A 15,020-nucleotide genomic window follows, 5' to 3' on the forward strand; every position below is an offset into this window, starting at 1 on the left:
AGTTCCGCCTTTATGCCCTGCTCCTATCGCACCTTGTCGCCCGCTTCTCAACCCCGCCTCAGAACAAGCCCTCGATCTCGCCTGCGGCATCAAGGCGGATGGTTTCCGCCGCCGGATGCCGGGGCAGGCCCGGCATCGTCATGATCTCGCCGCAGATCGCCACCACGAAACCCGCCCCCGCCGCAAGCCGCACCTCGCGCAGAGGGATCACATGCCCGGTGGGGGCGCCGCGCAGCGCGGGATCAGCGGAAAAGGAATATTGCGTCTTCGCCATGCAGATCGGCAGGGAACCGTGACCCGCCGCCTCCCAGGCGGCCAACTGCGCCAGCACCGCCTTGTCCGCCGTCACCGCCCCGGCGTGATAGATGCGCCGCGCAATCGTCTCGATCTTGTCGAAAAGCCCCATCGCGTCGGGGTAAAGCGGCGCAAAGCGGCTCTCAGTGTCGCACAGCTCCACCACCTTGCGGGCCAGATCGGCGGCGCCCGGCCCGCCCTCGGCCCAGTGCTTGCAGGAAATCGCCGCAACACCAAGGGCCGCGGCCGCTTCGACAATCGCCGCGACCTCGGCCGGGGTATCGGCGTCAAAGGCATTGATCGCCACCACCACGGGCACGCCGAAGCCGCGGGTATTGGCGATGTGACGGGCCAGATTGGCACAACCGCGCCGCACCGCGCCCACATCCTCGCGGCCCAGATCCTCGCGCGCGACGCCGCCATGCATCTTCATCGCCCGCACCGTGGCCACGATCACCGCCGCGGCGGGAGCCAACCCGGCCTTGCGGCATTTGATGTCGAAGAACTTTTCCGCCCCCAGATCGGCGCCAAACCCCGCCTCGGTCACCACGTAATCGGCCAGCCGCAAGGCGGTTTTCGTCGCGATGACCGAATTGCAGCCATGCGCGATATTGGCAAAGGGCCCGCCATGCACGAAAGCGGGCGTGTGGGCGATCGTCTGCACCAGATTGGGCTGCAACGCCTCTTTCAGCAGCACCACCATCGCCCCCGCGGCGCCGATGTCGCGGCAGGTCACTGCGGTCTTGTCGCGCCGATAGGCAACGACGATCCGGCCCAGCCGGTCCTCGAGATCGGCCAGATCCTCGGCCAGACACAGACAGGCCATGACCTCCGACGCGACGGTGATGTCGAAGCCGGTCTGCCGCGGCACCCCGTTTGCGACCCCGCCCAGCCCCACCACCACCTCGCGCAGGGCACGGTCGTTCATGTCCATGACCCGCCGCCAGACGATGCGACGCTCGTCGATCTGCAGCGCATTGCCCCAATGGATGTGGTTGTCGATCATCGCCGCCAACAGGTTGTGGGCCGCGGTGATGGCGTGGAAATCGCCGGTGAAATGCAGGTTGATGTCTTCCATCGGCAGCACCTGCGACAGCCCGCCCCCCGCCGCGCCGCCCTTCATGCCGAAATTCGGGCCAAGCGAGGCCTCGCGCAGGCAGATCGCGGTTTTCTTGCCGATATGCGCCAGCGCGTCGCCCAGACCGACCGTGGTCGTGGTCTTGCCCTCGCCCGCGGGGGTCGGGCTGACGGCGGTGACCAGGATCAGCCGCCCCATCGGCCGGTCCGCAAGCCCGTCCAGGAAACCGGCCTCGACCTTGGCCTTGTCGCGGCCATAGGGGATCAGCGCCGCCTCGGGAATGCCCAGCTTGGCGCCGATCTCGGGGATCGGCCGCTTTTCGGCCGCCCGGGCGATCTCGATATCGGTTCTGACGGCCATGCGATCCTCTCCTTCGTGGCTTCGCACGCGGCGCCCGCCCGCATCGGCAAGCTAGCCGCTACTTTCCCCGGGGCAGTCCGCATTTGCGACGCCGCAATGCCCGAAACCGCCCCGCCTGCGCAAGATGGCATCGTTTGCCGGTGCCCCAAAGAGCCTAGAAGAGGCCGCTGGTCCGGCAACCGCAAGGATCAAAAAAACCTGCGCCGGTTCCCCGGCGCAGGTCTGGATTTCACCCCTGTCGCGCGTTTCAGGCGTTCGGCTCGGGCGCGATGCCGGGCTTCGGCGCGGGCTTCGTGCGCGGCAGCGAGGTCACCGTGGGCAGGCTGCCCGAGGGCCGGTCGTCATCGCCGCCCAGCGTCTCGCCCGCCATCACCTTGCGGATCTCGTCGCCGGTCAGGGTCTCGTATTCCAGAAGCCCCTGCGCCAGCCGTTCCCATTCCTCGCGGTTTTCCTCAAGGATGCGCCGCGCCTCGACATAGCCGTTCTCGATCAGGATGCGGACCTCTTCCTCGATCAGCTCCTTGGTCTTGGTCGAAACCGAGAAGCCCGCGGTATTGCCCTGATAGCCCTCATGCGCTTCGGAATAGTCGATATTGCCGACCTTGTCCGACATGCCCCAGCGCATCACCATCGCCCGCGCGATGGCACTGGCCTGCATGATGTCGCCCGCGGGGCCGTTCGAGACCGCTTCCTCGCCCCATTTCAGGATCTCGGCCGCCTTGCCCGCCATGGTCATGGCGATCTTCTGCTTGGCCTCGTCCTTGTGGTAGTTCAGCCGGTCCATTTCGGGCAGCGACACCACCATCCCCAGCGCCTGACCGCGCGGAATGATCGTCGCCTTGTAGACCGGATCGCATTTCGGCAGCTTCATGCCGACGACGGCGTGACCGGCCTCGTGATAGGCGGTCATTTCCTTCTGTTCGGGGGTCAGCACCATCGAGCGCCGCTCCACCCCCATCATCACCTTGTCCTTGGCGTTTTCGAAATCTTCCATCGTCACGAAGCGACGCCCGACCCGCGCGGCCATCAGCGCGGCCTCGTTCACCAGGTTCGCCAGATCGGCGCCGGAAAAGCCCGGCGTGCCGCGCGCGATGGTGCGCAGATCGACATCCGGCCCGCGCGGGATCTTGTTGGCGTGCACCGACAGGATCTTTTCGCGGCCCTTGATATCGGGGTTCGGCACATGGATCTGCCGGTCGAAGCGGCCCGGGCGCAAGAGCGCCGGATCGAGCACGTCTTTCCGGTTCGTCGCCGCGACGATGATGATGCCTTCATTCGCCTCGAACCCGTCCATCTCGACCAGAAGCTGGTTCAGCGTCTGTTCGCGTTCGTCATTGCCGCCGCCGATGCCGACACCCCGGGCCCGGCCCACCGCGTCGATCTCGTCGATGAAGACGATGCAGGGCGCGTTCTTTTTCGCCTGATCGAACATGTCGCGCACGCGGCTGGCGCCGACGCCGACGAACATTTCGACGAAATCCGAGCCCGAGATGGTGAAGAACGGCACCCCGGCTTCGCCCGCAATCGCACGGGCCAGCAGGGTTTTCCCGGTGCCGGGCGGGCCAACGAGCAGCGCGCCTTTCGGGATCTTGCCGCCCAGACGGCTGAATTTCTGCGGGTTGCGCAGGAATTCGACGATTTCCTCAAGCTCTTCCTTGGCCTCGTCGATGCCCGCGACATCGTCAAAGGTCACGCGGCCGTGCTTTTCGGTCAGAAGCTTGGCCTTCGACTTGCCAAAGCCCATCGCCCCGCCTTTGCCGCCGCCCTGCATCCGGTTCATGAAGAAGACCCAAAGCCCGATCATCACCAGGAAGGGCAGCCAGACGCCGAGGATCGACATCAGACCCGATTGCTGCTGCTTGACCACATTGACGGTGATGCCTTTGGCCACCAGCTTGTCGGCAATGGCGTCGGAGCCTTCCTTGGTGGTCGAATAATTGTCGCCCTTGCTGTCCTGATAGCGCACATCCTCGCCATCAAGCTGCACCTGTTTCACCTCGCCCTTTTCGACGGCGGCGATGAAGTCGGAATAGGACGCTTGCCGGGCATTGAGCGGACCCTGCCCGCTGCCGAGCAGGTTGAACAGCACCAGGATGAGCACGAAAAGCAAGGCCCAGAAGGCGATGTTGCGCAGATTGCCCAAGAGAAACCTCCGAAGAATGACAGGGCACCGCATGGGGTGCGGTGCCTTTGGTGTGAAAATAGGGATTAAGTGCGCAGGTTCAACGTCTGATTAGCGAGACTGTGAAGCTTGGCCGCATCAAACGCGCCTCATAGCCGTTTTTCCAGCCCGCCACCGGCGCGGCGATCAGCGTTTCCCCCTGCCAGAGCGCGGGCGAAGCCAGCAGGCTGGCGCGCGGCACCGCGCGGCTGCGGCCCTCGCCCAGCTGGCGCAGCCCCTCGGGCCCCAGCGCCGCCAGCGTCAGCCCCGGCTGCTCCGGCCCCTCGATCCGCCAGCCGTCCCAGACCTGGCCAAAGGGCAGGCGCAGACCGGCCACCGCCCGCAGCTCGCGGGTGATGCGGAGCGCGTCGTCGGTCACCAGCAGGCGACAGCCGTGCAGGGTGCGGTCGCGCCTTGTGCGCCAGCTCGTCAGCACGTCGATCACCTTGGCGGCGCGCGGCGGATATTCCGCCCCCGACACCCAGAGCAGCGCCGCATTCAGCAGCCGCCGCCCGGTCTCGGGGTCGAAGGCGTCGCGAAAACCATGCGCGTCGATCACCACATCGCCCGCGTCGAAGCGCACATGCGCCTTGACCAGATGCTCCAGCGACCAGAGCACCGATTGCTCGGCCATCGCCAGATGCCCCACCACCGTCGAGAGTGTGCCCGCGGTGATCCCCAAAGGCGCCAGCGCCGCCAGCGCCTTGCGCGCCTTGACCCGGTCGAAGCGCTCGTTCGCATTCGACGGATCCTCGATCCAGCCGACCCCCTGCCGCCGCAGATGGTCGCGCAATTCCGCCCGGGTCTGGCTCAGAAACGGCCGGAACCAGAGCACCCCGCCGCTTTCGAAGCTTTCGCGCATCCCCGACAGGCCCTCAAGCCCGGCCTCGCGCGCCAGACGCATCAGGAAGGTCTCGGCCTGATCGTCGCCGGTGTGACCCAATGCCACGGCCCCGATGCCGCGCGCCTGCGCCCAGGCGCCGATCAGCCGAAACCGCGCCCGCCGCGCCGCATCCATCAGATTGCCCTGCGCGCCGCTTCCATCCCAGCGCAGCGTGCTGTGGGCAATGCCGCGCGCGGCGCAAAAACGCGCCACAAAGGCGGCCTCATCGGCGGATTCGGGGCGCAGGCCGTGATCGACCGTCACCGCCTCAACCGGATGCAGCGCCGACAAAAGCACAAGCGTCGCCAGCGAATCCGATCCGCCCGAGACCGCCACCGCCAGCCGCGGCGCGGTCATCCTGGTGCGGACCGTCTCGACCGCGGCATCAGCGGCCCAAAGCAGCAGGCCGTCTTCCGGCGGCACATCCCCGCGCAGCAGCGCCGCGCGCAGGCGCTTCGCCTCGGTCACGGGCAGCCAAGCGACGCCTGCGCCGCAGCCACCTTGCCCGCCGCCGCCGAGGTGGGGAACCGCGCCGGCACTTCGGCCAGCGTCGCACAGGCTTCGGTCTTCTGACCCAGCGTGCCCAGCGCCTTGCCCAGTTCCAGCAGGTCATCGGCCGCCCGCTTGCCCTCGGGCTCGGCAGAGAAACCGTCAAGCCAGGCCCGGGCCGCGCCCGGAACATCGCCCGCCTTCATCAGCGCCTCGCCGCGCAGATAGCCCGCGTCGCCGGTCAGGGGGCCGCCCGGGTAGGTTTCGGCAAAGGTCTTAAAGAGGTCCGCAGCGGCGCGAAAGTCACCTTGATCGAGCACCCCCTTGGCCCGATCAAAGTCCGCTTGTTCGTTCATCGCCATGGTGCCGCCCGAAGAGGCCGCCCCGCCTGAAGCCGCCGGTGCCGCGGCGGCTGCCGCAGCGGGGGCCGCGCCCCCCAGCGGTTGCGCCTGCCCGACGCTGGCGGGGTCGCAGCCCTCTTCCAGTTCGCAGACGCGGAATTCCAGATCGCCCACCCGGTTGGTGCCGTCCTTGACGACCTTGTCCACCCGGTCCTTGAGCTGTTCGGTCATCGCGGTGAGGCGGGTCAGCTCCGCCTCCATCGTGTCCATGCGCTGCAGCGCCGAGGCACCGCCCGCCGCCTGCAGGCCGCTCGCCCCGGAGGCGACCAGCTCGCTGCGCAGCTCCTGCAGCTGCGCCGACACCTGCGCGAGTTCCGCGCGGATGTCGGCCAGCGTCTGTTTATCGGCAGCAAAGGCGGGCGCGGCCAGCGCCAGCACCAGTGCCGTCCCCAGCATCACCCGCCGCATCTGCCTCAGCTCCCGGCGCCGACCGAGATCACGGTGACCGCACGCCGGTTCTGCGCGAAGCAGCTTTCCGCGGCGCAGGTGGCGATCGGGCGCTCCTTGCCATAGGACACGGTGCGCAGCCGGTTCGCGGGCACGCCCTGCGAAATCAGATATTGCTCCACCGAGCTGGCGCGACGGGCGCCAAGGGCGAGGTTGTATTCGCGCGTGCCCTGTTCGTCGGCATGGCCTTCGATGATCGCGGCATAATTGCCATGGCTGTTGAGCCATTGCGCCTGCCCCGCAAGCGTCGCGCGGGCCTCGTCGGTCAGGGTATACTGGTTGATGACGAAGCGCACGGTGTCGCCCACCTTGCCCGAGAAATAGGCCGGCGAATTCGGGTCGTTGATCGAGCCCTGCGAGACGCCGCCAGCGTCGCCATAGGCGCCGCCCGGATCGACAACGCCATTCGCGCCGTTTTTCGAGGGGTTGTTACAGGCCGCCAGCGCGATCATCGCCAGTCCGAACGCCGCTTTGGTTGCAAGATGCATGTTGTACCGCCTTTTGTTGCTTATGCCGTTTCGGCACACAGTATCAGGTTTGGCTACGCTTGGGAATCAGGGCAGAAGCGGGCCCCATGTCGGGTCGGACGCGCCCCCCGCCCCCGCAACCGCCTTCAGGTTGCGCCCGGTGATATCGACCGTATACATTTTCGCCGCACCGGCCGCGCCGGGGCTTTCGCGGGTGAACATCAGCACGCGGCCGTTCGGCGCCCAGGTCGGGCCTTCGTCAAGATAGGAGGCCGTAAGATCGCGTTCCTCCGAACCATCGGTGCGCATCACGCCGATGAAGAAGCGCCCGCCCGATTGCTTGGTGAAGGCGATGAGATCGCCGCGCGGCGACCAGACCGGCGTGCCATAGCGGCCGTCGCCGTTCGAGATCCGCACCGGCTCGCCACCGCTGGCCGACATCACATAGATCTGCTGCGAGCCGGAGCGGTCGCTTTCAAACACGATCTGGCTGCCATCCGGGCTGTAGGAGGGCGCGGTTTCGATCGCGGGCGAATTCGTCAGCCGCTCGACCCCGCCGCCCGAGACCGACATCCGGTACAGGTCGGTGTTGCCGTTCTGCTCCAGCGAATAGATGATCGAGCCGCCATCAGGCGAAAACCGCGGCGAGAAGGTCATCGTGCCGGGGACTTCCGGCAGAAGCTTGCCCGAGGCATTGCCGACCGACACCATCTTGATGCGCGGGAAGCCGGTCTCGAAAGTGGTGAACAGGATGCGATCCCCCTGCGGCGAGAACCGCGGCGCCAGCACGATGGTCGAGCTGTCGGTCAGGTAATTCACGTTCTCGCCATCGTAATCCATGATCGCGAGACGTTTCTGCCGCTGCCCCTTCGGCCCGGATTCCGAGACATAGACGACGCGGCTGTCGAAATAGCCGCTTTCGCCGGTGATCCGCGCATAGATCACGTCGGCAACCTTGTGCGCCAGACGCCGCCAGCTTTGGGGGCTGGCCGCCAGCTGCTGGCCGTCGCCCAGCTGGGTATTGCCGTAAACGTCATAGAGGCGGAATTTCACCACCACCTTGCCGCCCGACATGCCGACCGAGCCGGTGATCAGCGCCTGCGCGTTGATCGCCTGCCAGTCGGCGTAGCTGACCGGGGTGTCAAAACTGCCGAAGCGCTGGATATGCGCGGCCTCGGGGATTTCGCGGAACAGCCCGGTGCCCGAGAGGTCGTCGGCGATCACCTTGGTGATCTGGCTTGCCAGAGAGCCTGCGCCCTCGTCCACGAAACTGGGCAAGGCATAGGGAAGCGGCTCGATCACGCCCTCGTCCAGCTCGATGCGCAGCGGTCCCTGTTGGGCCGCCGCCAGTCCCGTTGTCAGCATCAGCGCCGCCGCCGCGGCCAAAATCCAACGTACCATGTTCCGTCCTCGTCCGGGCCTTGCGCCCTGTTCTATCCGTATTTTCCAGCCGCCCGTCATCACAAGCGCCTGACCGCCCGCGGTTGCCCGCTATTTCATCCGCATCTTCGTCGGGTTGAAGACAATCTCGATCTGCTGCCACCAGCCGAATTTCTCGGCCGGAAGCGGGAACCCATCCGAACCGCAGCGCACGATCGCCCGCCGCGCCGCTTCAAATGCCTGCCGCGCCGCCGCATCGGACCCGCCCGTGGCATCGACCATCTTGATCGAACTGACCACCGGCTTGCCGTTTTCCTGCATGTCGACCCGCACCGTCACCGTGGTCCGCAGCGCCTCCGACGACAGCGCGCCGACGTTCCAGCAGGCCTTCACGTCAACGATCAGCGCCTCTTTCTCGCCCGCCGTCACCGGGGGACCGTTCTTCGCAATGCCCAGCCCGCCAGTGCCGGTGTCGTTGCCGGGGCTGTCCTCACCCATCGCCTCGGCGAGCGCATCGGCGACCGCATCCGCACCGGCAGGTTTCGACGACGCCGGCTTGGCCGGTTTCGCAGGCTTGTAGGACTTCGGCTTCGCCGGTTTGTCCGCCGGTTTGTCGGCAGCCTTCTCGGCGGGCTTCTCCGCCGGTTTCTCGGCAGGCGCATCTTCCGCCGCGGCGGTCTGCGTCTCCTCCGGCGGTTTCACCGCGGGCTTGGCCGGTTTCTTCGGCGGCCGCGGCGAGGATTTCGGCGCCGAGGTCGTCTCTTCCTCGACCGGCTTCGTCTCCTCGGGCACGATCTCGGTCGCGGCCTCGGGCGGAGCAGCCTGTTCCTTCGGCTTTTCAGCCGGTTTCTCGGGCTTGGGCTGTTCCTCGGGCCTGGTTTCCGGCTCGGCGGTCTCCGAGACTTTCACCTCGGGCGCGGGCGCCTCGGCCGGTTTCGGCGCCACGCGCTGCGCAGGCTTGGGCTGCGGGCGCGGCGAGAAATCGGGCGCGTCGGTCTCTTGCGGCTCTTCGACCGACGGCATCATCGAGGGCGGCACCTCGGTCACCTCGGCGGGCGGCGTCGGCGGCACCACTTCGGACAGATCCGGCGGCGGCTCGGGCTTGGGTTCGGGCGGCACCGGCTGGTCGGGCTCGGCCTCGGGGGTCGGCGCCTCTTCGGCCGGGGGCTCCTCGGGGGCGGGCTCGGCCGCCGGTTCCTCGGGCTGCGCGGGGGCGGGCTCTGCGACAGTTGCTCCGCCCGCCTTCGGCGCCGCCGCCTGCATCGCGGCAAATTCGGCCTCGGAAATCATCCCGGCCGGTTTGATTTCGACAGGCTCGTTCGGTTCGGGCTTGAACCATGCCGTGCCGATCAACGCCCAGAGGATCACCGCGATATGCAGTGCCGCCGAGACGCTCGTGCCGATCCGTTCCGCCCGATCCATGCGCATGGCGCGCCTCAGTTCCCTGTCTTGGCCGCCGGGCCCGGCTGTGCCGCGGCCCCGGTCAGCGTCGGCCCGCCCGGGTCGGTCACCAGGATGATATTGGCAAAGCCCCCGGCGTTCAGCGCGCCCATGATCTCGACGACGCGGGCATAGGGAATGCCGCCATCGGCGCGCAGGAAGACCTTGTCGCTTTCCCGCTCGGCCGAAACCGCGCGCAGCCGGTTCACCAGCTCTTCCTCGGGGACGGGCTCATTCATCAGCGAGATCGTGCCATCCAGCTGCAACGAGATCGCCAGCGGCTCTTCCTGTTCCGTCGGCACTGCCTTGGCGGCGGTCTTCGGCAGCTCGAGCGGCACCCCAACGGTCATCATCGGCGCCGCGACCATGAAAATGATCAGCAGCACCAGCATCACGTCGACCATCGGCGTGACGTTGATTTCGGCCATGACGGCATGTTTGCCCTTGCCGCCGCGGCGGCGTCGGCTGCCGCCTCCGCCCTTTTTCATCACCCCCGCGCCCATCGCTTACGCGTCCAGCTGGCGCGACAGGATGGTCGAGAATTCGTCGGCGAAGGCCTCGTAGCCCGAGGTGATCTTGTCGGCGTCGGACGAGAGCTTGTTGTAGGCGATGACCGCCGGGATCGCCGCGACAAGGCCGATCGCCGTGGCCACAAGCGCCTCGGAAATCCCCGGCGCGACGACGGCAAGCGAGGTGTTTTGCGAAATCGCGATTTCCTCGAAGGCGACCTTGATCCCCCAGACCGTGCCGAACAGCCCGACGAAAGGCGCGGTCGAGCCGACGGTGGCGAGGAAGGCCAGACCCGAGTTCAGCGCCTCGCCTTCCTTGGCGATCGCCACATCCATCGAGCGTTCGATGCGCGCCTGCGCCCCGGTGATCAGCTCGCCGTCATGGCGGTGGCTGCGGCGCCATTCCAGCATGCCCGCGGCAAAGATGCGCTGCGAGGCGCCATCCGGGGCCGGTCCGATCTGGTCGAAAAGTTCATCAAGCGGCTCGCCCGACCAGAAGGCGCGGTCGAAGGCATCGGCCTCGGCGCGGGCGGCGCGGAACGAGATATACTTGCGGATCATGATCGACCAGGACCAGAAACTGGCGAGGGTAAGCATGATCATCACAAGTTTCACGGTCAACGAGGCGCGCAGGAAAAGCGCAAGCAAGGAGAAATCCATCTCCGGCGCCGCTGCCGCCATGGCAAGGGTTTGCTGGTCCATTGGTCACTGCTCTCATACGGGGCCTGTTTCTCGGGCCTCTTAGCAGTGATTCTACCGGATATTGAGGGGTAAAGCCATAACAACTGCGTCATTGTTGCGGCTTGATTGCTGCCCTGCAGCGAAATCAGTGCAGTTTTGGCGCGATCTTCGCCCGGATTTCGGCCGGAAGCCGCGCTGCGGCCCCGGTTTCGGCCAGACAGACCAGCGTGACCGTGGCGGTAAAAAGCTTGTCATTGCCCCGCCAGACCGCCTGATCCAGCACGATCCGCGCCCCGGTTTCGGCGATCAGATCGGTCGTGACCCGCAGCTCGTCATCATATTTCGCCGGTTTCAGATACTCCGCCTCGACCCGGCGCACGGCAAAGACCAGCCCGTGATCGCGTTTCAGCGTCCCCTGATCGACGCCCAGGCTGCGCACCCATTCGCTGCGGCCGCGCTCGATGAATTTCAGATAATTGGCGTAATAGACGATGCCCGCCAGATCGGTGTCTTCGTAATAGACGCGCAGGGTGAAATCGTGGCTCATGCCGCCCCCCCAAGACCGATCCGCGCCGCCAGCCGCAGCGCATGGCTGGCATCCGTCGCGACAGCGGGCAGCACCGGATCATAGGCGGCACGGATCACCGCGGCGATCTCGGGGCGGATCACCGCCACGCCCCGCGCCTCGGCCAACGGCGGATGGCCGACAAAGGCACGCTCGCCCCAGGTCAGGATCATCTGCACCGCCTGATTGAGCGCGATGGTTTCGGCGGGCACCTCGTCCAGCGCGGCATCCATGCGGATGAAGGAAAAACAGGCGCGGATGGCGCCCGCGTCGTCAAAGCGGAAGGTACGGAACTGGTTCGCCCCGGCATCATCGAGCCGCGCGACAATGTCGGACAGCCCGTCGATCATCTGATCCAGGTTCGGAACTTCCAGCAGTTCCTGCCAGTCGCGAAAGAAGAAGATCATCAGATTGGCGCCGATCTCGGCATCGGTCTCGGCCATCTTCGCCTTGGCCAGCACCACCACCGCCTCGGTCGCGCCCTTGACGATGGCAAGCGTGCCCGCATCAACGCCAAAGACCACCGGCACGATCGGCCGCCCCCAGCGCGCAAAGCGGTAGCCCGCTGCTCCGGTGAACAGCGCCGCGATCTGATCGGCGCCCGGCATCGTGCTTGTGTCACTCATCTCCACCCCCTGTCGCTGCGCGGCAGCGTAACCGCCGCGACGGGGCTTGCCAAGGCTCAGACCGCGAGTGTCGCCGCCACCGCGCGCTGCCAGCGGGCCAGTTTCCGCGTCCGGTCCATCTCGGCCATCGCGGGGGTGAAGCGGCGGTCAAGCGCCCAGCTCCGCGCGAACTCCGCAGGCGGCGGGCAGATCCCGGCGCCAAGCCCGGCCAGATAGGCGGCGCCGAGCGCCGTGGTCTCGGTGATCACCGGGCGGTCGACCGGAGCGCCCAGAATGTCGGCCAAAAACTGCATCGTCCAGTCGCTCGCCGCCATGCCGCCATCGACGCGCAGCACGTTTTGCCCCGCCGCGCCCCAATCGGCCCGCATCGCCTCCAGCAGGTCGCGCGTCTGCAACCCGACACTTTCAAGCGCCGCACGGGCAAATTCCGCAGGCCCGGTGTTGCGGGTCAGCCCATAGATGGCGCCGCGACAGTCGGGGTTCCAGTAAGGCGCCCCCAGCCCGGTAAAGGCGGGCACGATCACCAGATCCTGCGCCGGATCGGCGGCTTCGGCCAGATTTTGCGTCTCGGACGCCCGGGCAATCAGGCCCAGCCCGTCGCGCAGCCATTGCACCACCGCCCCGGCGATGAAGATCGAGCCTTCCAGCGCATAGGTGGTCTCTCCGTTCAGCCGATAGGCGATGGTGGCGAGCAGCCGGTTTTGTGACACGACCCGCGCGGACCCGGTGTTCAACAGCGCAAAGCAGCCGGTGCCATAGGTCGATTTCAGCATGCCGGGGGCGAAACAGGCCTGCCCCACCGTCGCCGCCTGCTGATCGCCCGCTACCCCAGTGATCGGGATCGCGGCGCCGAACAGCGCCGGATCAGTCACCCCGAAATCATCGGCGCAATCCTTTACTTCGGGCAAAAGCGCCATGGGCACGCCCAGCAGATCGCAGATTTCCGCATCCCATTGATTGCGGCCGATGTCATAAAGCAGCGTCCGCGCGGCATTCGTCGCATCGGTCGCATGCACCCGGCCACCGGTCAGCCGCCAGATCAGGAAACTGTCGATGGTGCCAAAGGCCAGTTCCCCGCGCGCGGCCCGCTCCCGCGCGCCCGGGATCGTGTCGAGCAGCCATTTCACCTTGGTCCCCGAGAAATAGGGGTCGAGCAGCAGCCCGGTTTTCGCCGTCACCCTCGCCTCGTGGCCCGCGGATTTCAGGCCCGCGCAGATCTCGGCGGTGCGGCGATCCTGCCAGACAAGCGCATTGTGGATCGGCACGCCCGTTGCCCGGTCCCAGATCACCGTGGTCTCGCGCTGGTTGGTCAGGCCCAGCGCCGCCACCGGACCGGCCTGCGCCAGCGCCTCGCGGACGGTCGAAAGCACCGTCGCCCAGATCGCCTCGGGGTCATGTTCGACCCAGCCGGGCGCGGGGAATATCTGCGGAAACTCCCGCTGCGCCGTGGCCACGGGGCGCAGGCCCGCCTCAAAGACAATCGCCCGGGTCGAGGTCGTGCCCTGATCGAGCGCCAGAATTCGTGTCATCGCGCCCCCCGGTCCAGCATGAAGCGGTCGAGCACCGCGATCTGATCGGCGCTCAGCCGCAGGCCCAGTTTCGTGCGCCGCCAGACCACATCCTCGGCCCGCCGCGCCCATTCGCGGTCCATCAGCCAGATCACCTCGGCCTCGGAGAGGCCTGCACCGAAATCGCGGCCCAGATCGGCGCGGGTCTTCGCCTCGCCAAGGATCGCGAAAGCCTCGGTGCCATAGGCCCGCGCCATCCGCCCCGCCCCCGCCTGCCCCAGAAAGGCATAGCGCACCCGCAACCGCTCGATCAGCGCCTTGACGCCGGTTTGAAAGAAATCGCCGCCGGGCAGCGGCACGCGGGCGGTCCAGTCCGGGCCAAGGCCGGGAAAATGCGGCGCCAGCTTCGCCAAAGCCGCCTCGGCCAGACGGCGATAGGTGGTGATCTTGCCGCCAAAGACATTGAGCAAAACCGCCCCCCCGGCCTGCAGATCCAGCACATAATCGCGCGAGGCCGCGGTGGCAGAACTGGCGCCATCGTCATAAAGCGGCCGCACCCCGGCATAGGACCAGACGACATCCCGGGCGGTGACGGGCTTTGCCAGATATTGCGAAACAAAAGCCAGCAGGTAATCGCGCTCGGCTTCGGAACAGGTCGCGGCCTCGGGGGCGGCCTCATGCGCGGCCTCGGTGGTGCCGATCAGCGAGAAATCCTGCTCGTAAGGAATGATGAAGACGATCCGCCCGTCCGATCCCTGCAGGAACAGCGCCCGGGGATCGTCATGCAGCCTGCGCGTCACGATATGGCTGCCGCGCACCAGCCGCACCTGCGCCGTGGGTTTCGGGCCTTCGATCAGGCCCAGCACCTGCCCGACCCAGGGCCCGGCGGCATTGACCAGACCGCGGGCCAGATGCACGGCCTTGCCTCCAGGCCCCTCGGTCTCGATGCGCCACAGATCACCCTGCCGCGCCGCCGCGGTGACACGAGTGCGCACCAGCACCGTCGCCCCCCGCGCCTGCGCATCGCGGGCATTCAGCACCACAAGCCGCGCATCCTCGATCCAGCAATCGGAATATTCCCAGGCCAGCGCCATCCCCGGCTGCAAGGCCCGGCCGATCTTGTCCCGCGTCAGATCCAGCCTGCGCGTGCCGGGCAGGATCTGGCGCCCGCCCATGCTGTCGTAAAGAAAAAGCCCCAACCGCAAGAGCCACGCGGGCCGCCGCCCCTTCATCCACGGAAACACAAGGTTCAACAGCCGGCTGGTCGGTGTTGTCGTGTCGAACCGGATCCCCGCATGGACCGGCAGCACGAAGCGCAAGGGCCAGGAAATATGCGGCATCGCGACCAGAAGCGTCTCGCGTTCCTCCAAGGCCTCGCGCACCAGACGAAACTCGAAGAACTCCAGATAGCGCAACCCGCCGTGAAACAGCTTGGTCGAGGCCGAGGAGGTCCCCTGCGCCAGATCCCCCTGTTCGGCCAAGGTCACGGAAAGACCACGCCCCGCGGCGTCGCGGGCGATGCCGCAGCCGTTCACCCCCCCGCCGATGATGAAAAGATCGACGACCCCGGGTTGATCGCTCACGACGTCCTCCTGCGCATTTGATCCGATGATGGGCTTTTCCCGCGGTTTGGCAAGCGATGACGCAGCCGCCCGGGGGCCTTCGCGCTTGCCCGCCCCCCTTGGCCCGCCTATAACGCCGCCATGACCGGGCTTTGCTTCATACATCGAA

Annotated in this window: 13 protein-coding genes; all 13 read right to left on the reverse strand. The window is 67.0% G+C overall.

Annotated elements, in window-relative coordinates; all coding sequences use genetic code 11:
* Window positions 1–58: 58 nt before the first annotated feature.
* The gene (locus AC4PTB_RS15750; RefSeq protein ID WP_492190808.1) at window positions 59–1,732 is read right to left on the reverse strand and encodes a formate--tetrahydrofolate ligase; all 1,674 of its coding nucleotides are present in this window, start codon (window positions 1,730–1,732) and stop codon (window positions 59–61) included.
* A gap of 247 nt (window positions 1,733–1,979) precedes the next feature.
* The gene (gene ftsH, locus AC4PTB_RS15755; protein WP_492190809.1) at window positions 1,980–3,875 is read right to left on the reverse strand and encodes an ATP-dependent zinc metalloprotease FtsH; all 1,896 of its coding nucleotides are present in this window, start codon (window positions 3,873–3,875) and stop codon (window positions 1,980–1,982) included.
* A gap of 79 nt (window positions 3,876–3,954) precedes the next feature.
* Window positions 3,955–5,244, reverse strand: coding sequence for a tRNA lysidine(34) synthetase TilS (gene tilS / locus AC4PTB_RS15760; protein WP_492190810.1), 1,290 nt, complete (start codon window positions 5,242–5,244; stop codon window positions 3,955–3,957).
* Entirely contained in the window at window positions 5,241–6,074 is an 834-nt protein-coding gene (gene ybgF, locus AC4PTB_RS15765; protein WP_492190811.1) for a tol-pal system protein YbgF, read from the reverse strand. Before ybgF ends, tilS begins: the two co-directional genes overlap by 4 nt.
* A gap of 5 nt (window positions 6,075–6,079) precedes the next feature.
* Window positions 6,080–6,601 (reverse strand): peptidoglycan-associated lipoprotein Pal, encoded by a 522-nt coding sequence (gene pal / locus AC4PTB_RS15770; protein WP_492190812.1) that lies wholly within the window; start codon window positions 6,599–6,601, stop codon window positions 6,080–6,082.
* Between the two features lie 66 nt (window positions 6,602–6,667).
* Window positions 6,668–7,981 (reverse strand): Tol-Pal system beta propeller repeat protein TolB, encoded by a 1,314-nt coding sequence (gene tolB, locus AC4PTB_RS15775; protein WP_492190813.1) that lies wholly within the window; start codon window positions 7,979–7,981, stop codon window positions 6,668–6,670.
* Window positions 7,982–8,071: 90 nt separating this feature from the next.
* The gene (locus tag AC4PTB_RS15780) at window positions 8,072–9,388 is read right to left on the reverse strand and encodes a cell envelope integrity TolA family protein (RefSeq protein ID WP_492190814.1); all 1,317 of its coding nucleotides are present in this window, start codon (window positions 9,386–9,388) and stop codon (window positions 8,072–8,074) included.
* A gap of 8 nt (window positions 9,389–9,396) precedes the next feature.
* A complete protein-coding gene (locus tag AC4PTB_RS15785) occupies window positions 9,397–9,903 on the reverse strand; it encodes an ExbD/TolR family protein (RefSeq protein WP_492190815.1) in 507 nt (168 codons plus the stop codon).
* Window positions 9,904–9,906: 3 nt separating this feature from the next.
* Entirely contained in the window at window positions 9,907–10,611 is a 705-nt protein-coding gene (gene tolQ, locus AC4PTB_RS15790) for a protein TolQ (protein ID WP_492190816.1), read from the reverse strand.
* 124 nt (window positions 10,612–10,735) lie between these two features.
* Window positions 10,736–11,137: a tol-pal system-associated acyl-CoA thioesterase gene (ybgC, locus tag AC4PTB_RS15795; protein WP_492190817.1), complete on the reverse strand. Its 402-nt coding sequence runs from the start codon at window positions 11,135–11,137 to the stop codon at window positions 10,736–10,738.
* The gene (locus AC4PTB_RS15800) at window positions 11,134–11,781 is read right to left on the reverse strand and encodes a hypothetical protein (protein WP_492190818.1); all 648 of its coding nucleotides are present in this window, start codon (window positions 11,779–11,781) and stop codon (window positions 11,134–11,136) included. The genes ybgC and AC4PTB_RS15800 overlap by 4 nt, the downstream gene beginning before the upstream one ends.
* Window positions 11,782–11,837: 56 nt before the next feature.
* Window positions 11,838–13,310: a glycerol kinase GlpK gene (glpK, locus tag AC4PTB_RS15805; protein ID WP_492190819.1), complete on the reverse strand. Its 1,473-nt coding sequence runs from the start codon at window positions 13,308–13,310 to the stop codon at window positions 11,838–11,840.
* Window positions 13,307–14,872, reverse strand: a complete 1,566-nt coding sequence (gene glpD, locus AC4PTB_RS15810) for a glycerol-3-phosphate dehydrogenase (RefSeq protein ID WP_492190820.1) — start codon at window positions 14,870–14,872, stop codon at window positions 13,307–13,309. The genes glpK and glpD overlap by 4 nt, the downstream gene beginning before the upstream one ends.
* Window positions 14,873–15,020 lie beyond the last annotated feature (148 nt).

It is taken from the genome of Rhodobacter sp. 4.3.4 (assembly GCF_058724655.1).